Origin of the sequence: Mucilaginibacter sp., assembly GCF_965201005.1 — a bacterium.
Taxonomy (GTDB): domain Bacteria; phylum Bacteroidota; class Bacteroidia; order Sphingobacteriales; family Sphingobacteriaceae; genus Mucilaginibacter_A.
In genome coordinates this window covers 1,665,760-1,685,567 of sequence record NZ_OZ241747.1, presented here as the reverse complement: position 1 = coordinate 1,685,567, position 19,808 = coordinate 1,665,760, and the positions used below count along the sequence as shown (strand labels likewise).

The following is a 19,808-nucleotide window of genomic DNA, read 5'->3' as shown; positions in this document are numbered from 1 at the left end:
TTTCCTATTCAATGTTGAAAAACTATTACTGTGCATTTTCCGGTTTTGGCGGACGAGGCAATAAAGCTTTACGCGATAATTTTAGCTTTCCTTGTTTGTCCACTTCCAGCAATTTCACTTTTACTATTTCGCCTACTTCAAAAATACCATCCATCGTTTCATAACGTTTCCAGTCGATTTCAGAAATGTGCAGCAAACCATCTTTACCTGGCATAATTTCTACGAAAGCACCAAAAGGCATAATCGTTTTCACTTTACCTTCGTAAGTTTCGCCAACTTCCGGTTTGGCAACAATATTTCGGATGCGCGAAACGGCAGCATCAATTGCAGCTTTGTTGTCTGCAAAAATCTCGATGATGCCTTTATTATCCACTTCTTCAATAGCAATGGTAGCACCTGTTTCGCGCTGCATTTCCTGGATGATTTTTCCGCCCGGCCCAATAATCGCACCGATAAATTCTTTGTCGATCGTCATGCTCACAATACGCGGTGCATGTGGTTTGTAATCTTCGCGAGGTGCAGCGATCGTTTTCTTCATCTCGTTTAAGATGTGCAAACGGCCTTCTTTCGCCTGATCTAAAGCTTTTATTAAAACTTCGTTGGATAAACCATTGATTTTTAAGTCCATCTGGCAAGCTACAATACCTTTTTCTGTACCGGTAACTTTAAAATCCATATCGCCCAAGTGATCTTCATCACCCAAAATGTCAGACAAAATAGCGTATTTACCAGTTGTTTCGTCAGTAATCAAACCCATGGCAATCCCCGAAACCGGAGCAGTTAATTTAATACCGGCATCCATCAATGCCAAAGTTCCGGCACAAACCGTTGCCATGGAAGATGAACCGTTGGATTCCAAAATATCAGAAACGATACGAATGGTGTAAGGGTTTTGTTCCAAACCGGGCAATACTTTTTTCAAAGAACGCATGGCCAGGTTACCGTGGCCGATTTCGCGGCGTCCGGCACCACGGTTTGGGCGAACCTCTCCGGTTGAAAATCCCGGGAAATTATAGTGCAACAAAAATTTGCTGTAACCATTTATGAACGCGCCGTCAATCATCTGCTCATCGGTTTTGGAACCTAAGGTAACAGAAGTTAAAGCTTGTGTTTCGCCGCGGGTAAAAACGGCAGAGCCATGGGCAGCGGGCAAATAACCAACTTCACTCCAGATCGGGCGGATTTCAGTTGTTTTCCGGCCATCCAAACGTTTGCCTTCGTTTAAAACCAGATTCCGCACAGCATCATACTGAACGTCGTGGAAATATTTTTTAGCTAAACCAACTTGAATCGGATCAGGGTTTTCGCCCATGGAAGCGATGAACTCATCACGGATTTGTTTAAAATCTGCGCTGCGGTCATCTTTTCCTGATGCAGAAGCGGCAACAGCATAAGCCTTATCATAAGTGGCCGCAAAAACCACTTCTTTTAGCTCTAAATTGCTGTGCTCGTGATTGTAAACACGTTTATCGGTTTTACCAACTTCTTCAGCAAGCTCAACCTGCACGGCAACTTGTATTTTGATGGCTTCGTGTGCAAAAGCAATGGCTTCAACCATTTCGGCTTCAGCAATTTCATCGGCTTCACCTTCTACCATTACAATATCGGTAGCAGAACCGGCAACCATAAATTCTAAAGTTGCTTTTTGCAGATCAGATAAAGTTGGGTTGATCACTAATTTGCCATCTACTTTTGCTACGCGGACTTCAGAAATCGGTCCGTTAAAAGGAATATCAGAAACCGAAATCGCAGCCGAAGCAGCCAGACCGGCCAGGCAATCCGGCATAATGTTTTTATCGGCAGAAATTAAGGAAATCATCACCTGCGTATCGGCATGATAATCTTCTGGGAAAAGCGGACGAAGTGCACGGTCCACCAAACGCGAAATTAACACTTCATAATCCGATAAACGGGCTTCGCGGCGCAAAAACCCGCCTGGAATCCGTCCGGTTGACGCATACTTTTCCTGATAATCAACTGAAAGCGGCAAAAAATCAACGCCTTCTTTTGCTTCTTTAGAGGAGACTACCGTTGCCAGCAACATCGTATCTCCCATTTTTACCACCACCGAACCATCGGCCTGTTTGGCCAATTTCCCGGTTTCGATCTCGATGGTGCGGCCATCGCCCAGATCAATTTGTTTTTTTATTACGTTCATTTTGTTGTTGTATCGGCACGTTTTTCATCTTTAGAACGCACCTTGTTTATAGAAATTTTATTTTTAACAGGACCTGTTTAAAATTTGTTGAATAGTTTTTATATACTTCTTTTATCCCCTAAAAAATGGTAAGTTTTTTTATTTAAAACCAATGTAGGCACTAAATTTTATACGGTAAAAGAAGCATTGCATTTTTTTTTGACATAATTTTAAACAGGCTTAAAGTAAAAAAGCCACCTACAATTGAGATGGCTTTTTTGCGGAAATTACTCCAGGTTATTTGATAATATCCCTAAGTTCCAATGCCTTGATAATGGCACGGTAACGGTTAATATCCTTTTTAAACAAATAGCCCAGCAAGGCCCGACGTTTACCAACCAATTTCTGTAAGGATAATTGGGTAGAAAAATCTTTTTTGTTTTTTTTCAAATGTCCGGTCAAATGGGCAATCCGGGTGGTGAACAACGCTACCTGGCCTTCGGCAGAACCGGTGTCAGTTGCACTTTGTCCGTGTTTGGCAAAAATCTCAGCTTTTGCGTCTTTACTTAAATACATTACCTGAATAATATTAAAGCGTGAATAATTTGTGTGAATTGTGGCGCGAAGATAAGCGGAATTTTTTCAGGAAACAAGGGTTTACAATGCTTCTTTTATCGGGTAAAAATTGGTGTATGACCAGATCAGGCAACAGCCATTTCCCGCAAAGCCTCGATAAATTTCGGCGAATCATTTAAACTTTCTACCAGTTGGATTTTTTCTCCGCCCAAAGCTTTAAATTCTTCACCATATTCAACCGAAACTTCGTAAACCGTTTCCAGACAATCGGCCACAAAAGCCGGACAAAATACCAGCATCCGTTTTTTGCCTTGTTTGGCCAGTTCTGCCACTACTTCAACTGTATAAGGTTTTACCCAAGGATCATTGCCCAAGCGTGATTGGAAGCAAATGGTATATTTTTCTTTGCTGAGGTTTAGCTTCTCCGCAATTAAACGCGCCGTATCGTGGCATTGGGCAGAATAGCAAAATTTATTGGCATCCGTTAAAGTAGCGCAGCAATCTGCTGTTTTTAGGCAATGTTTTTGGGTCGGATCGGATTTTATGAGTTGCCGTTGCGGCAATCCGTGGAAACTGAACAAAATATGATCATAAGTTTCCGGCTGATGCTTGGCACCGTTCTCCGCAAAATTCTCGATCATTAATTCATTGTTGTGAAAGGAATTCACAAAAGATAAATCCGGGATCGTCAACCACTTGCTTACCAGTTCCATCACTTTTTGGTAAACAGAACCGCTGCTGGCCGAAGCATATTGTGGGAAAAGCGCGATCACTTTCAAACTATCTACATTAGCAGCTTTTAGTTTGTTCAAAGCCGATTCGATGGAAGGGTTTTGGTAGCGCATCGCCAGTTCTACCTGGTAATCATCGCCCAACTTTTCCTGCAACAATTCGGCTTGCTTGATGCTGTAATATAAAAGCGGTGAACCGTTTTCGGGCGACCAAATTTCCTTATATAATTTAGCCGATTTTGGCGACCGAAAAGGGACAATTGCACCTTTGACCAGCAAAGCACGCAAAGCAGGATTGATGTCGATCACGCGGCCGTCCATCAAAAATTCCCCTAAATATTTGCGTACATCTGCTGTTTTCGGACTATCGGGCGTGCCCAAATTCACCAATAAAACTCCTTTTTTTCCCATAAACTAATTGCGGCAATGCTTCTTTTATCGTGCAAAAATAGGTTTTATTGGATTGAAGTGATTATGAAAAAGAGTAATTGAAGTCAATTTTACCAGGTAATAACATATTGTTTTCGGATTGTTGACTCAGGTTTAGAACTTCATTTCAATCCTTTTTAACCGAAACTTTACCGCTACCAAAGCCAATAAGCCCGTTCATGTTGCTTCCCTCTGCAATAATTGTATAATTGCCTGTCCGGTCTGAGGTAAAGAATTTAAGTATTGCCTCGCCTTTTGCGTCTGTTATTACGTCCGGTTCCCAATGTATCGTCGGCCTGAAATTTGTTTTTACCTGCGTTTCCCTGCTTGTATATTTTGGCGTATAAAAATCTTTTTCAAGAGCCGGCATCAGCGGCCTGTACAAATAAAAGCCGTTTTTAGAATTGATTAAAGGCCCTCTGCCTGAATTTGTTGTGATTTCGATGTAGGCATAGTCGCGGTCATTTACAGGACTGATAAAACCAGCTAACTCACCAGAAGATATTTTTGCATTATATATGTTGTTGTATTTACCACTATACAGCACTTCTATTCCTTTTATATCTTCTGCAGTAAACTGTTCAATTATTCCATTCAAATAAATCAGTCTATCATATTTTGATTCGTCATCTGGCTGAAAATAGAGTTCAGCATTAATACCATCAAAAATGAATTTTACACGATTGGCTTTTATCATATAACAAAACTTAGAACCGGGACTAATCCTTACCGGAAACATTCCTTCATGAAAACCTTTGATCTTGCTGTTCAAAAAATCCATCAATGGCGTTTTTGCAGCTTTGAGCATGTCTTTTTCGTCCAATATCTGGTCTGCATTGCCTGGCCCATTCAGGTTTTTTGAGCCTTTTACCACCCTTTTGCCTTTGATAACCACCTCTTTCAAAACATTCTTGCCAAACAAGACTTCTTCGGTTTGCCTTTTTGCCTCAACATTGTTTTTTATCACAACAAGCGAGGTGCTGTCTGCAAAATAGTTACGGGGGTATTTTTTGGCTTTTGCAAGGGCGGGCAAAGGCAAAGGCTCTTCGTCCTGCATCTCAAAACCAACGTTCCTGCTTTTGCCTTTCTTGTTCAGGGCCTGTAGCAGGAAATTGCCGGTATCAATCAATGGCAAATTTCTGAACGTGAACTCACCGCTTTGGTTGCTGATCGTATCCATTGTAAAAAACGGGTGCCTGGAAAACAGCTTGACAGGGACGTTTGGAACGCCTTTGTTAAGCAGGTTGGTCAATTTCCCTTTTACAGCAAATTCAGGCTGTGCCGCATATTTTACTTGCGGAATTTTAAAGTTTTTGTCCCAATGATAACCAACCCAGCCTTGGGTGAGCAGCAGGTTTTCCAGGGCTGTCCAATTCTCTGCCTTTGAAATTAAATAATATGCTGGATTTTCAACCGTGCCTTTTAAATCGCTTGTTAAAAATAAACGTGTAAAAATATTGCTTGCCGTATCAGCTGCAACAAGGCCATCGTCTGTAACCGCAACGCCAAAACTTCCCTGTATCGGCATACTGTTTTTATCGGCTACTTTTAGGTGTAGGGTTACGCTGTCGCGGGTCTGGTAATTTTCCTGGGCTGTTTTTAGGCGAATGTTCAATCCGTCCTGATGGTTTACAAAAGTAAGGCGTTCATTAACGGGGTTTAGGTTTTCATCAAACAAAGTAATGCGGACAATGCCGGTTGGAAATTTATCTTTTTGTATCACAGAGTTCACTTCCTTATTTGTAAATTTTGCAATCGCACCATAGCAAACCACGCCGCGGGATTGTGCTATGAGATAATACAAAGCTGTTTTAGAAATCGTTTCAGAACAAACCATGTTGATCTTCAACACATCACTTTCAAGATCATTGGTAATTTTCAAAGCAACCCCTGATGCTTCCGTTTTTGGTAGAGCGTAGGTTTTAGGTTCCATTCCTGCAGTAATAATATTTGCAACATAAGTTTCACCGGCCTTTGGGATAAAATCAAAAGAGCCCATTCCTGCATGTGTTGTTTTAAAGCTTGCTACTTCCTGCTTTTTACTGTTGTAAATCTTCCCGGAAACATCTTTGCCCAAGCCGTTTGCTGCAATTGCTTTAAAACCGACCTTTGATTGCAGTCCGTTAACCAGGTTTCCGCCTTCCGGCATAAATTGTAGGTCAATATCTTCTGTCCTGTTTGATTGATTGGCAGTATTGCCGTTGGACTTGTTGAAATTTAACGCATTGCCTGAGTTATTGACAAGAGAAGCTGGCGTTGTGTTGATGTAGAAAAGCTTTTTAGTAAAAACATAATCAGTGCCCCAGTTCCTCATCCAGTTGGTGTAGGCCCGCAAAGTAAAATCACCGGCACGCAGTTCATTGTCTAATGCGATTGAACCGCGGAACAAGCCATCTTCAACCTGAAAAAGCATACGCTTGATGATTTGGTTGTCTTTGTCGATAACTTCTATATAAACAAGGCCGCTTTTGATGGACGGGGTTAAATTTTTGGCATCAAACAAATAACCTTTAAACCACAAAGTATCTCCGGAGTTATAAATTGGTTTGTTTGTTTGCAAGTAAAGTTTTTCTACAGGAAGGGTTTTTGCCAGGCTATCCGCAAACGAGTTTATTCTCCGGATGGCGTTTGTTTGCTGCCCGTAACAGCTTACCGTTATGGAGAGCAAAACACATAAACCAGCTACTAACCATCTTACATTTAGTTGTTTAATAAGCAAAGCCAACATATCGATTAATTTTTTCTAATATACCAACTTGCCACTAATTGAAATTGGTTTGATTGATGGTAAGCTGCTGTTCAAATTTATTCCTAAAAAACAATCATGCTTCTTTTAGCACTAAAAAATTGGTGCTGAAAGAAGCATGAAAATTAATTGAACAATAATTTAAACAGGTTTCAATAAACTTTGAAAAAATAAGCCCTGTCTTTTTCATAAGTACTAAGAGTTCCATTAGGATTCCAAGCACTAAAGTAATTTAAATGTTGAGACGTATTAATCATTGTAATATTAAAACTTGCTTTTTCGCAGCTATTACTTTTATTTCTTCCATTGCTTAAACCATTACCTACCCCTAAATAGTAAACACCTTTTTCCATTGGAATTATTCCAATTTTAAGTTTGTAATTGTCATTGACCTCATCATATTTTAGTTGCTGAATTTTATCAGGACTGGGAATACTTTTATCATTATAAACACTTCCTGTCACATTAGAGTATTTGAAGCTATTAACAGCATCTTTTCCTGGGTAACTACCGTTAACCAATTTTACTAAACCTAACGTACTACCAATACCCATAGAGTTACTATAATCGACAACAGTTTTAGTATAATCGTCAACTAATTTTTTGGGAAAAGATGAAGTAAGGTAAAGTGTATCCCCTAACCGAATACTATCTAAATCGGGACTAATTTGTGAATTTACAGCAAATGAATAATTAGTTTTAATACACGATGACTTTGGACATCCGCTATTTAGTATCACAATACAAAATAAACTAATGGCTACCACAAAGTTTTTCATAACAATTTTAATAATGGTATTGGAAAAATAGATTAGGAACAAAACCAGACGTGGGGTTAGTAGTACTTTGCAATAGTTTAATTCGATAATCCTGCAAATTGGTGATGTTTGATTGAAAAGCATTAAACATCTGTTGGTTTGTGTAACCTGAAACTTGATCTGTTACAGGAAAATTAGTTTCATTTGCCGGATCCTTCAAATCATAAAACAACCCCTGCGGTATCCAATTAAAAGGGTCGCCTTGCAAGTTTGGATCAAAGGCTTCCAAAACATCTAAGTGCGGGTTGCGAGTATTGTTAGCATTACAATAATAGCCACCGCCAATCTGTTCATTTTGGCATCCTGCAATCCTGCCATATTCTTTATCGGCCAAATAATGCCCCATATAATAGGCCCAGCTTTCGCCCAAAGCTATAATATTATGATATGAACTTGTGCTTCTTCCATAAGGGACATATGCCTTATCAGAAAAATAGGTTGCATTTAGCGCACTAAGTTCAGCATCAACAAAAGGGCCATACCAACCATTGCCTAAAGCAGCATAATGCGCAGCATGGGTAAGTTCGTGATAGATTGTTTCTTTAAGTTCATCAGATGTAGGGTATTTGTAACTTACAGCAATATCTATTTGATGCTTGAGGACAATGATTAACGCATCAATTATACCTGTTACTACTGTAGCAGAAGCTAAGTAAGTATATACAAACTCTTTTGGTAGATTGTTGATTGTTCGTTTGTTCCACATAGGTGAAGCTCCACTGGGAATATTATTTGTTAATAATATTTTTAATCCTGTTGGAGGTAAACCAATCCCTTCAACAGGGGCGTAATCCCGATAATCCTGAACAGCATTATTTGTTGTTGCCCCTGCCCAGTATCTATTTCCTTTTGAGTTTGGATTAGTATATGTAGCAAAAGTATAGCTAATATTACTTTTGTCTCCACTGAAAAGACCTATTGCTTTTTTAAGCGGAAAAAGCATCTGCCATAAGCGAACACCTCTTAAACCCCGAACTTCTGCATCGCCGTTTTTAAATTTAACCAATACGCGAACATTATTTTTAAAGCGTTTTGTTAACTGGTAATGTCCATTGTTATCGGTAAAACCCCGTTCAATTTTAAACCATCGCCTAGCTACAATAGTTGCCTTTTTTACAGGCCGGTTAGTATTCGTTTGTGTATCATACACCAATATCCCACCTCCTGGTACCGAAGCGTCTACAGCCGGTGCTGGCGGCTGAGACGTGGGAGGAGGAGTATTTGGTTGACAACTTGTTCCGTTCCAATAATAGTCTATAGGGCAATCATTGGGGACACAGGTGTGGGCAGCGTAATCCCAATGATTGTCAATATCACATTGAGGCACGTTTGGCTGAGGCCTTACAGAATTGGGTTGGTTGGTTGAAGATGCTGCCAGTCTTTCAGCTTCGGTTTCTACCGCAGTGTAATTATCACCCGGGATATGTATTTGTGCCAAAGTTTCATATTGTATGCCTGATGGAAACTGAAAGTTAGGCGGCACTACAGCGTACTGCCAGGTTATCTGTTCCTGTGGTATAGAAGGGTCTTGATAGTAATCCCCTTCATAGGTTACATCATAATCCACCGGCGTATCAAACACTTCTAAGTTTTGTGCTTCCATCGCAGTGGTCAAAACATCCAATTGGTCTACACTGGAAGGTTTAAAACGGACATACAAATTAGTAACATTAACAGGCACATTTGTGATACTCAAGTTCCTATAAGCTTGCTGCATATTAGGAATTAGATAAGGATTGGTAAGCTGGTTGCCTAAAATGGTTACCCTTTCTATAGAATCATCGTCATGGTTTTCAAAAACAGATGTAGCTAAACTGTTCAACATCATTGAAGAAGACAAGCCTTTTAAATTTAAAGCAGCCGAATCTTTCCCTTTACTCAAGGCTTTGTCTATTTCTGATTCGTTCTTTTTGCAGGAAACGGATAATAGTAAAAGAACCACAAATCCGTACTGGTAGAGATTTCTTTTCATAATGGTCTGAATTAAGTTTAAAAAAGAGAAGTAATATTTTACTAAGCTAATTAAAGTAATTACAATGCAACTAAAATGTTACAATAATTTAATAGCCAATTTTTTTATACAATTATAATCTACAATGCTTATTTTATCACTTAAAAATTGGTGTTGACATTCAGCTTTATAAATCAATTGCTTACCAATTTTTAGGTGATAAAAGAAGCATCAGAAACATACTGAATAAACTTAAACAGATTTAAATTTTGACCGGATAGAAGAGATAAGTTTAAAAAAGAGAAATATAGTAAACCCTCAAACACCTTTCACCTTCCACAACAACCACCACGGTGTTCCAGGAGAATCATGGTGTTCATAATGATAACCGAAAAAATAGCAGGTAAAAAAAGCAACGAAATGGTTTTTTTTCTGTGAGGTAGAATGATGATGGTTATCGTGTTCGCCTTTGTGCGGCAAATACGTACCGAAATAAAAAAGTTGTAAAGTACTCATCAGCGAGGGCAAAACCCAAAATAAAATCAGGTTCGGCTGCGGAATCCAGATTTTTAAAACGTTGAACAAAACCGCCATAAAAACAACTTGCCAGATACTATAGTAATTGCGGAAAAAACGAAGAAACCAACTCGAAAAACTGCCATTGTGGTAATCCGGATCATGCTCGGTATGCACATGGCTGTGGTGCAAATGATGTTTGGTATATAATTTCGGATACCAAAACGCAGCGTAAAAAAATGTGCAGATTTGCCCTACAACTTTATTAACGGTTTGATTTGGGGAAACAGTGCCGTGCATGGCATCGTGTGCCGTAATAAACAAACCTGTGTACAAATGCATCTGTACCAAAATCATCACATATAGTAACGGATTGGAAAAGCTAAAATGCCAGCGCATCAGCAAAATGATGGATGCAATCCAGGTAAAAATAACTAAACTTGCAAACAACAAACCAAGTCCGGAAGCTGTATATTTTTTGATGTTTATATCGGTAGCCATAATTTTAATAGGTTTCTAAAACGCCTTTTACCTCTTTCATCAGCCACATTGGCGTAGAAGTTGCACCGCAGATACCAATTGTATCGTACTGGGAAAACATGGAAATTTCCAGCTCGTCCGAAGCGGAAATAAAGTAAGTGTTAGGGTTATATTTCCGGCAAACTTCATATAAAACCTTTCCGTTAGAGGATTTTTTACCCGATACAAAAATGATTTTGTTGAACTGCCTCACAAATTCCGGCAAATCTTTATCCCGGTTGGAAACCTGTCTGCAAATCGTATCATTGGCAATTACTTCATGGCCGCGGTTAATTAGTTCATCTTTTATGTGATAAAACTTTTCCATGCTTTTGGTAGTCTGGCTGTACAACGTGAATTTCTGCGGAAGTTCTAGCCCGTCAAGCTCTTTCAGATCCTGGAAAACCAAAGCTTCATCGTTTGTTTGCCCTTGTAAACCAATTACTTCGGCGTGACCATGTTTACCAAAAATCAATATTTTTTCGTCCTGATCATGGGAAGTTTTGATGCGGTTTTGCAGTTTTAAAACCACTGGGCAGGAAGCATCAATTAAATTAATATTGTTTTGAAGGGCAACTTTGTAAGTTTCCGGTGCTTCGCCATGGGCACGGATCAGCACTTTTTCGTGTTGCAGGTTTGGCAAATCCTGGTGGGAAATGATACGTAAACCCTTCTTTTTCAAGCGTTCCACTTCTTCATCATTGTGCACAATATCGCCCAAACAATACAAATAACCATCCTCGGCTAAAATTTCTTCTGCCATGTCAATGGCATAAACAACGCCAAAACAAAAGCCGGAATCCTGATCTATTGTTACCTGCAACTGGTAGTTTCCCATATCGCAAATTTAACGTTAAATGCCGGATTTAAGTTCTTTAATTATCAGGCAAAATTCAAAACCATAAAAAATATAAACTGAACGATCAGCAGCGTTGGTGCAACCCAGTTTTGCGTCCTGAAATTAAAAACCCGAAAGAAATAGACAAAAACAGCACTCAGCAAAAACCAGCAGATATAATTTTTAAGCGGGATGCCGGTGCCAAACCAATGCCAGTAATGGAAATGAATGGCAACCGGCTCGATCAGCAGATCAAGCAAAACCAGGATGCCTGCGCCCGAAATTATTTTAAGCCATGCTGTTTTTACCGGTAGTTTTTGGGTGAGCACACTAACTGAATAAACTAATAAAAACCAGTTTACGCCAATCATCAGCGGGATTTCACTCAACTTAAAACCCAGCGTTGTATCATAAATATAGTGCCCGAAAAGCCATTGCTTGTGCACGCCAACCCATTCCGCAGAAAACCCTAAAATACTGATGATCAGAAAGAAAAGTATCAACTTTAAAATCCGGCCATGATGATTTATGAATAGTAAAAACAGCATCAGCAGCAAATGGGCAGGCACAATCTGCAAAAAAAGAGGCTGTAAAAAAGGTATTAAAAAACCCGTTAAACCAACTAAATGGAAGATGATGACCAGGATAATGGAAATATTGGTTTTGCTGAATTTCAAACTTTTCTCCCTTTCCAGGTTACGGTTTTGGTGAGGTGTTTCCTGACGGACAAATACGCCACAATTACTAAATTGAACATTTGCAAAGGGTGCAAAAGTACGTTATAAAATGCGTTTTGGCCGGATGACAGCGAAATCATGATCCGGGTAAGCACAATTAACGAAACCATCATCATCAGTAGTTGCAAAGGTAAAACCAGCGCAATTAATATCGGCCCGCAGATGATAAAAATCAAATACAATAAAAATGTTAAAACGCTGTAATTAAACGGTGCCAGAAAGTTTTTACTGAAACCGTAAATGGCTTCCTGATAATTATTGTACATGCGGCACCGGATCAAACCGTTGGCCAGCAAACCTTCGCCTTTCAGTTTTTGCTGTTTTACGCATTTCATAATTTCCACATCTTCAACTACCTGATCTTTAACCTTTTCGTGCCACTGGTGCTGATGATACTTCTCGGCATCAAAAAACATAAACTGTCCGCTGGCAGCCGCAAAAGCCGGATTTTCGGAAAGATAAATCAGGCGCAGCGGCAGCAAATTGAGCAAAATAAAGTGCATCAGCGGAACTACTGATTTTTCGCCAAAACTGACCATTACCTGGTCGGTAAACAAACTGAGCAACGATAAGCGGCGCGTTTTTGTACGATATATGGCACTGTTTATCAAGCCTTTGTAAACTTCTTCATCGGCATCTAAAAACAAAAGATATTTGCCTTTTGCCTGCTGCGCCAGCTGATGACAGGCAAAGTTTTTGCCCAGCCAGCCCGACGGCAGTTGTTTCCCTTTTATAACGCTGAAAGAAGTGTTTTCGGAAGCAAAACCGCTACAGATATTATAAGTACCGTCGCTGGAGTGATCATCTAAAATAAGCACTTCAATATTTTTATAATCCTGATTTTTAAGTGATTGCAGCAGCGTTAAAATATTTTTTTCTTCATCGCGCGCCGGGATCAAAACCGAAACCAGATCATGGTATTGATGCGAAACTTTAGTGATTTTTGGGTTGGAAATAAAATTGAAAAGCGTAACGCAGAAACGCAGGATCAGGAAAAAAAAAATCAGGTAACAAAACAGGATGGCCATTATTTAACTATTGCAATTTGCACTGATTTTGATTGCCGGTAGTGCTTTTGATATGCCGACTGAACAGCCGTAAGACCTGCAAAGTTTGCCGCCGGCTGTTTTTTCAGGTAGATAAAAACAGTAGGTTTCGGTTCAGAAAAACCCTCGGTAAAAGAAGCAGCAAAAACATAATCAAAATTTTGGCTGCTGTAATTAATTATCCGTTCCAAACCTTTTTCAAACTTAACCTCGTCCACAAAATTAGAATATAACTTTCCCTGCGGAAAAATCACGAGCAGATTTTCAGGGTCATCCAGCAAATTACCGGCATATTTTAGCGTTTCCAGCATACTGCGCGAAGTTTTAGAAACAGAAAACGAGCCAACGTATTTTAAAAAGCCATGTTTGATGATCGTTTCCTCCAAAATCATGATGTGAAATTTTTTTTTAAAAAGCAGTTTATTGAGATGAAAAAGCAAAAAACCATCCCACCAACTATAATGGTTGGCAATCAGTAAAATGGCTTTCTGCGGATCGGTTTTAACCTGGTCAAAATCAATTTTATGATAATGCCGCTTCACGCTCCTGCTGATATAACGGGAAAAAAAACCCGATTTCAACCAGTTATCTTTGTTTTTGATCATACTGTTTTTATCGGTATTTTTTTAGTGTTTGATGTTGATTTGATTTTGCAGGGCTTTAAGCTGAAAATTATTGATTTGGTTTTGAAGCTTCTCAAACTCAAAATTGTGGTTGGTGCCGCAATCCAGCAGATGAAAATAGGCCGTTGGTTTAAAACTTTCAAAATAATCAATCAAAACCGAAGCATAGATCAGCTGGCAATCGCCTTTTATGTTTTTGATGAGATAACTGATGCCGCGTTCCAGTTTTATTTCCCGGCAATGATTGGATTGTAATGATCCCTGCGGAAAAACAACCACCGCATTATTTGCGTCATCTAACTGACTGGCAGCATATTGCATCGAAACAAGCATGTCCCGAGAGGTACGGTTAATAGAAAAAGAACCCAACCGTGCAAGCCACTTCCGGTGCTGCAACTGGTCTTCCTGTATCATCATAAAAGCCTTTTTTTTAAAAATATAATGCACCAGATAAGCCGTTAAAAAGCCATCCCACCAACTAAAATGATTGCATAAAAGCAGTATGGAATGATTGGGTTTCAGTTCAATCTGGTTGCACAAAACCAGTTTCCGGAAGCTGCGCAACAGCCGCCAATGCATAAACGGCAAAAACAGTTTATAAAATAAATGATGGCGCTTACTCGTGATCATCCGTTTGTTTGGCTATGTAATCGTCCAGTTCCGGCGTAACCAGCCAGTGCCCGGCGGGCAAAATATGTATTTCGGGCCGCAGCAGCAAACCAAGCAGTTTTTCGGCGTTTTTTGGCGGAAAAAGATTGTCGTATTTTCCAAAATACAAGCGGCAACGGATGTGGTTTTGATTGATCAAAGCCGCAAGCTGATGAATGTCCGCAGAAAAATTTTTATAAAAATGCACGGTAAAAAAACCGTTTTGTCGCTTTTCCGGCGTTTCGGTTTCGTGACTGGCAATGCTGTACAAATTTGTATCAATCACCCGGAAATGTTTTAAAGTTTTTAAAGCGGCAGCCATCATCCAATTGCTGTAAGTAAGTTTCCGGTACAGTTTTTTACCGATAAAAGAAGCACGGAAAAACCGAAAACCTTTGTGCTTCACTAAACCATCTGGTGCCATCAAAATCAGTTCATCTACCTGACTGGCAAACTGTTGCGCCAAATACAAAGCCAAATTGGCACCGATGGAATAGCCTATCAAAGAAAACCTTTGTCCGGGCTTTTGGCCGAGCCATTTGTACAAATATCTTTTTAAAATTTCGGGCTGCATCCCGGTTAAAACCAATGCTTCTTTTACCACATATAATTTTGACGTTTCCTGAAAAAACAGATCAAAAGCGATGATTTTATACTGTCGCATCAATGATTTTTGCAACACTGAAAACTGCCTGCCCGACATGCCATAACCCGGAAAAGCAAACAGCAGTTTCGTCCCGCTGCCATATTCGTGGTAATGTACGCTGCCCAAACCTTCAATTTCCAACCAAGCCATAAAAAGCAATTATACCAATTTTTAGGTTTGAAAAACACCGGATTTATTTTTTGCTTTGCTGCCGATCAAAACCAAATTTTACCCGATAAAAACAGCATGGGCATAAAACTGATTTGTACCGACGTGGACGGAACGCTTTTGAACAAACAGCGCGAAGTTGATAATTACACCCTAAAAGTTGTTGGGAAACTTGATCCTGAAATCAGGTTTGTGCTGGCTTCTTCGCGGATGCCGAAAGCACTTTATCATCTTCAAAACACGTTGAATATCAGCCGGATGCCGCTAATTTGTTACAACGGCGCGCTGATCCTGACTTCGGGAAACGGGTTTGATCCGCAGAAAATAATTTCCTCTGTCACAATCTCCGCAGAAAATATAAATGCGATTATGAACCTGGCCAATCAGCATCAAGTACACATTAGTTTGTACCAGAATAATACTTGGCTGGTTTCCGAAACTGATTTTTATGCACAGCGCGAAATCAACAACACACGCGTAAAACCAGATGGTTTATTGAGCGGTTTTTCTGCGGAGGAATTGCAAAATTTTATCCAAAACGGCGCACACAAAATTATGCTGATGGGCGAACCGAAACTGCTGGATTTGATTGAAGCAAATGTGCGTAGAAATTTAAAAGTTGCCGTTTGGCGGTCAAAAGATATTTATTTAGAAATTACGCCTTTTACCAATAAAAATGAAGGTTTGCAAGTACTTTTGAACTCGTTTCCGGAAAATGCAAAAGTAAATTTAGGCGAAGTGATGGCGTTTGGCGATGGTTACAACGACCTGGAAATGGTGACAAATGCCGGAATTGGCGTAGCCGTTGGAAATGCCGTTCCGGAATTAAAACAGGCTGCTTTTGCCGTTACCAAACCGAATATTGAGCATGGCGTGGCTTGTTATCTGGAGGGATACTTTCATCAATAACAATTGAACAATGCTGTTTTTACCAGGTGATTTTCAACTTAAAATGCTTCTTTTATCAGCCAAAATTTTAGCTGGTAAAAGAAGCATCAACCGATAAAAAGTTTTAAGCACCAGTTTCTGTTGCTGCCATAACAGGCGTAATTTTTTGTTTTTTGGCCGAAGTATTTACCTGCTGCGGCACTTTTACATAATAACCGCTGCCGTCGTAAACGCGTTTTCTGGGATGAGATTTGCATCCGGCAGAGCAGCAGCCATCCAATTCCTCACCGCAAGCCGCGCATTGGGTAAAATGCCCGTTGCATTCCGGGTTGGCACAATTGATCATTTTCAGCGTTTCTTTTCCGCAGTTCAGGCAGCGCGAAATCACCATCGGATTTACAGAATTTACATCCACCGAAAGCCGGTTATCAAACACATAGCATTTGCCGTCAAAATCTTTTCCGCCGGCCTCTTTTCCGTATTTGATGATGCCGCCGTGCAATTGGTAAACGTTTTCAAACCCTTCGTGCAGCAGCAAAGCCGAAGCTTTTTCGCACTTGATGCCGCCGGTGCAGTAAGTCAGTATTTTTTTATCTTTAAAAGAAGCAAGTTTATTGATCATCTCCGGGAAATCACGAAAATTCTCGATATCAAATGTTACCGCATTTTTAAATTTGCCCAAATTATGCTCGTAATTAGAGCGCACATCCAGCACAACCACATCGTCGCGGTCTTTCATCGCCATAAATTCCAGCGGTTCTAAATGGATGCCGGTTTGTTGATTTGGGTCGATGATTTTCGGGTCGCGCAGGCCGGAATGTACAATTTCTGATTTGAACCGAACGTGCATTTTGATAAAAGAAGGCTCATCAACCGCATCAACTTTGAAATCGGTTTTGGCAAAACGCGGATCTTCGTGAAGCGTTTTTATGTAAGTTTCACATGCTTCTTTTAAGCCCGAAATTGTTCCGTTCAAACCTTCATCGGCCACGATAACACGGCCAACCAGGTTCAGGCTTTTGCAAAACTTTAAATGATCTGCGGCAAATTGTTCTGCGTTTTCGATCGGCGAGTAGCAGTAATATAAAAGTGTATTGTATTTCATAACAACATTGATACTGGTGCAAACAGCGTAAAATGAAGCGCAAATTTAGGAAAAAGTTGTGATTTGCAGGTTTTTAGTTGTAGGTTATCAACTGAAAACCGGCAGCTGAAAATCCACAGTTAAAATCCATAATATATCCGGAAGCCCTGGTGTACTTTTTTCTCGGCATTATAGGCGATTCCATAATCCACTCGGAAAATCAGCCGCTGCAAACCGATGTAAAATTCGCTGTAACTGGTGTAGGCTTTGGTGATGCTGCCCGCAACCGGCGATTGGGTGAGGTACGATGCACCGGCAATTTCCTCCAGTTTAAACCGGCGTATAAACGGTACTTTGTTCAGCAGAAAACCAGAAAAATTATGCTCGTAATGGCCTTCCAGATACCCGGTATTGGTGCTGTACGGATAATAATCCAGGAAGTGGAACGAACCGATTTGCGGGTTAAAAGTCAAACTTTGGTTCCCCAAAAAGTGCCTGTAGTCCGGGTAATAAATTTCTTTTTTGCTGAAAAATTTTCCGGCCGAGATCAGGAAAGAAGAATAACCGTACAAACCCAAACGTATCCGGTTTTGAAACACATTGACCGAGCCATAATCAAAGCTTTCATCACCGCCCAAAACACTAAAAGCCTTTCGGTAATTAAGCTTTACCTGCGGATATTTTGATGGTTCGTAAAAGCGGCCGTCTGGCCGGGTGGTATATTGCTGATTGAACGTAAACAAGGCCGAACCGCTAAAAATGAGTGATTGATATTTCGGGAACAACTGCGTTTCGGCAGCCGGGTTTAACGGATTGTTGGATGTCAGGTCATTGTCCTGGTTGATCTTGTTCAGCAACGCCGTGTTGTACAACTGCCGATGACTGGCATATTCCAGCTGGCCGGTCAACAAAATCCCGCGGGCAACTTCGCGCTGTGCACCAAACATGGCGACTTCCGAGCGATACAGTTTCAGGTAGTTTTGATCGTACAAAAGCGTCCCGAGCGAGTTGATGAGCAAACTTTGTGTGCCCAGATTGTTCAAATCCAGCACATCCGAACCGATCTTGCCAAAAATCCTGCCCTGATTAATCGGGTCGTATCGATAACTGGCTTCTGCATTCAGGCTCAAAAGTTTGTTGGCAAAACCATAACGGATGTTTGGGGTGATGGAAAATGCCTGCCGATATTCGTTGCTCTTGGTATAAGTAGCTTTTAAATTCACTGCAAAACCTTCTACGGTGTTGTAATGGATTTGCCTGTACAAAGCCGGAAAACTGATTGAAGCGTAATTGTAACGGTCTCTTTTGGTATATCCGGCAATTAAAAACGGCAAAATTTTAAAGTGGTTGTTGGCTTTTTCTACCGAATCCAGATAGGGTTTGCTTTGTTTGCGGCCCGATGTATCATCTTTAAATTTATAATTGTATTTTTCTTCGGCCGAAAGCGGCACCGGGCGGTTTTGGTTCCAGTAAACAGAATCTTTTTTGTTCACTTCTTTGGTGATTTTCATCACTTCGCCATTAAAAAAGTTTTTGGGGAAATTGGGTTTCACATCATAATTTTTATAAATGCCGATGAAATAACCATCAAACTTAAAGCCGAAAACTTTGCCCCTGAAACTGTATTGCACAAACGCCGGCTGCCATATTTTTGGCGTTACCGGGATATATTGCTGGCTCAGGTTCAGCGTGTCCACAAAGTTGATCTGCGAGTTTTTGGTCAGGCGCAAATCAACGCTGTAAATACGCCAGGACCCGTCCACAATGTAAATATTTCCGCGGAAAACCGGGTCAAATTCACGCCGCGGAATCACCTGGATTTTATCAACTGTTTGCCCGTTCACCACATCTGTGCCCAGCAGTTTATAGCGGTAATAAAACAAAGCGTTGTCCGCAATCGGCGAAATGAAACCACGGTTGCTCAGCCCGTCAAACACGATCAGATCTTTATAAAAAGTTAATTGCAGATCAGAAGCCCGGTTGAAACTGAACGCATTGTTGCGGCCGGCAATTTTGGAGGAAACCATTACTTCCTTCACTTTATCAGGTGCTTCAAAATTGAAATGTGATTCGGATTCCGACAGATAAATAATGCCTTTGCGGTTAGAATCCAGCTGCAAAACCTTTTGCACATCACGGCCCAAAATCTTTTTTGGCGCACTCAGCAGTTTCTGCACACCTTTGATGTACACATCACACGAATATGCTTTCAGTTCATTCAAATATTGCTTGCGTTTGCCAATGGCTTTGCGGATAATGGCATACGCCGGATCTTCTCCGCTGCCGCTGATCGATACTTCTTTTAGCTGGTAAATTTCTTTGTCCAAAACCACATCGTGCTGCAAATTGCTATTGCCAACAACCAAGTGTTCTACTTTTTCCTTGAAACCTACGTAGCGGTAAATCACATCATATGTGCCCGGATTTACCCGAAATTCATACAAACCGCGATCATTGGCAGAAGTGCCTTTAGTAGTGTTTTTAAGGTAGATGGAAGTAAACGGCACCGGCTTTCCCTGCTCATCGGTAATTTTTCCGGAGATCGAAAATTGCTGGCCAAAAGCAGCATTTAAAATAGTAAACGGTAACAGCAGCAGTAAAAGTTTTTTCATGTTGATTTTATGTTGAAACAGCAATAGCTGCAACATGGTAATTTGGCGCGAATCTCGTGATTTTTTAATACCATACTGTTTTTATCGGTATAATT

At 40.4% G+C, this 19,808-nt stretch carries 16 protein-coding genes; 1 reads left to right on the top strand and 15 read right to left on the bottom strand.

Annotation, left to right across the window (positions count from 1 at the left end; genetic code table 11):
* Positions 1-25: 25 nt before the first annotated feature.
* From pnp to ACOFKR_RS07780, 13 genes are all read right to left on the bottom strand, one after another.
* The gene (gene pnp / locus ACOFKR_RS07840) at positions 26-2,158 is read right to left on the bottom strand and encodes a polyribonucleotide nucleotidyltransferase (RefSeq protein ID WP_419803468.1); all 2,133 of its coding nucleotides are present in this window, start codon (positions 2,156-2,158) and stop codon (positions 26-28) included.
* Between the two features lie 276 nt (positions 2,159-2,434).
* Positions 2,435-2,713: a 30S ribosomal protein S15 gene (gene rpsO, locus ACOFKR_RS07835; RefSeq protein ID WP_419803467.1), complete on the bottom strand. Its 279-nt coding sequence runs from the start codon at positions 2,711-2,713 to the stop codon at positions 2,435-2,437.
* Positions 2,714-2,838: 125 nt separating this feature from the next.
* Entirely contained in the window at positions 2,839-3,855 is a 1,017-nt protein-coding gene (gene hemH, locus ACOFKR_RS07830) for a ferrochelatase (RefSeq protein ID WP_419803466.1), read from the bottom strand.
* Between the two features lie 145 nt (positions 3,856-4,000).
* Positions 4,001-6,601 (bottom strand): hypothetical protein, encoded by a 2,601-nt coding sequence (locus ACOFKR_RS07825; protein WP_419803465.1) that lies wholly within the window; start codon positions 6,599-6,601, stop codon positions 4,001-4,003.
* 170 nt (positions 6,602-6,771) lie between these two features.
* Positions 6,772-7,398: a hypothetical protein gene (locus ACOFKR_RS07820; protein ID WP_419803464.1), complete on the bottom strand. Its 627-nt coding sequence runs from the start codon at positions 7,396-7,398 to the stop codon at positions 6,772-6,774.
* A 7-nt stretch (positions 7,399-7,405) separates the two neighbouring features.
* Positions 7,406-9,409 carry a hypothetical protein gene (locus tag ACOFKR_RS07815; RefSeq protein WP_419803463.1) on the bottom strand — a complete coding sequence of 668 codons (2,004 nt, stop codon included), beginning with the start codon at positions 9,407-9,409 and terminating at the stop codon, positions 7,406-7,408.
* Between the two features lie 297 nt (positions 9,410-9,706).
* Positions 9,707-10,405, bottom strand: a complete 699-nt coding sequence (locus tag ACOFKR_RS07810; protein ID WP_419803462.1) for a fatty acid desaturase — start codon at positions 10,403-10,405, stop codon at positions 9,707-9,709.
* Positions 10,406-10,409: 4 nt separating this feature from the next.
* Complete coding sequence (locus ACOFKR_RS07805; RefSeq protein ID WP_419803461.1) at positions 10,410-11,261, bottom strand: 4-hydroxy-3-methylbut-2-enyl diphosphate reductase; 852 nt, start codon at positions 11,259-11,261, stop codon at positions 10,410-10,412.
* Between the two features lie 44 nt (positions 11,262-11,305).
* Positions 11,306-11,938, bottom strand: coding sequence for a carotenoid biosynthesis protein (locus tag ACOFKR_RS07800; RefSeq protein ID WP_419803460.1), 633 nt, complete (start codon positions 11,936-11,938; stop codon positions 11,306-11,308).
* Positions 11,935-13,026: a glycosyltransferase gene (locus ACOFKR_RS07795; RefSeq protein ID WP_419803459.1), complete on the bottom strand. Its 1,092-nt coding sequence runs from the start codon at positions 13,024-13,026 to the stop codon at positions 11,935-11,937. Before ACOFKR_RS07795 ends, ACOFKR_RS07800 begins: the two co-directional genes overlap by 4 nt.
* The gene (locus ACOFKR_RS07790) at positions 13,026-13,649 is read right to left on the bottom strand and encodes a 1-acyl-sn-glycerol-3-phosphate acyltransferase (RefSeq protein ID WP_419803458.1); all 624 of its coding nucleotides are present in this window, start codon (positions 13,647-13,649) and stop codon (positions 13,026-13,028) included. The genes ACOFKR_RS07795 and ACOFKR_RS07790 overlap by 1 nt, the downstream gene beginning before the upstream one ends.
* 21 nt (positions 13,650-13,670) lie before the next feature.
* Positions 13,671-14,297, bottom strand: coding sequence for a lysophospholipid acyltransferase family protein (locus ACOFKR_RS07785; RefSeq protein WP_419803457.1), 627 nt, complete (start codon positions 14,295-14,297; stop codon positions 13,671-13,673).
* Positions 14,284-15,111: an alpha/beta fold hydrolase gene (locus ACOFKR_RS07780; protein WP_419803456.1), complete on the bottom strand. Its 828-nt coding sequence runs from the start codon at positions 15,109-15,111 to the stop codon at positions 14,284-14,286. Before ACOFKR_RS07780 ends, ACOFKR_RS07785 begins: the two co-directional genes overlap by 14 nt.
* 96 nt (positions 15,112-15,207) lie before the next feature.
* Here ACOFKR_RS07780 and ACOFKR_RS07775 point away from each other — a divergent pair, with 96 nt between their 5' ends.
* Complete coding sequence (locus ACOFKR_RS07775) at positions 15,208-16,038, top strand: HAD family hydrolase (protein ID WP_419803455.1); 831 nt, start codon at positions 15,208-15,210, stop codon at positions 16,036-16,038.
* 103 nt (positions 16,039-16,141) lie between these two features.
* Here ACOFKR_RS07775 and ACOFKR_RS07770 read toward each other — a convergent pair whose 3' ends face one another.
* On the bottom strand, positions 16,142-17,122 hold the full coding sequence (locus ACOFKR_RS07770; protein WP_419803454.1) for a rhodanese-related sulfurtransferase: 981 nt from the start codon (positions 17,120-17,122) through the stop codon (positions 16,142-16,144).
* A gap of 119 nt (positions 17,123-17,241) precedes the next feature.
* Positions 17,242-19,713, bottom strand: coding sequence for a DUF5686 and carboxypeptidase regulatory-like domain-containing protein (locus ACOFKR_RS07765; RefSeq protein ID WP_419803453.1), 2,472 nt, complete (start codon positions 19,711-19,713; stop codon positions 17,242-17,244).
* Positions 19,714-19,808: the final 95 nt, after the last annotated feature.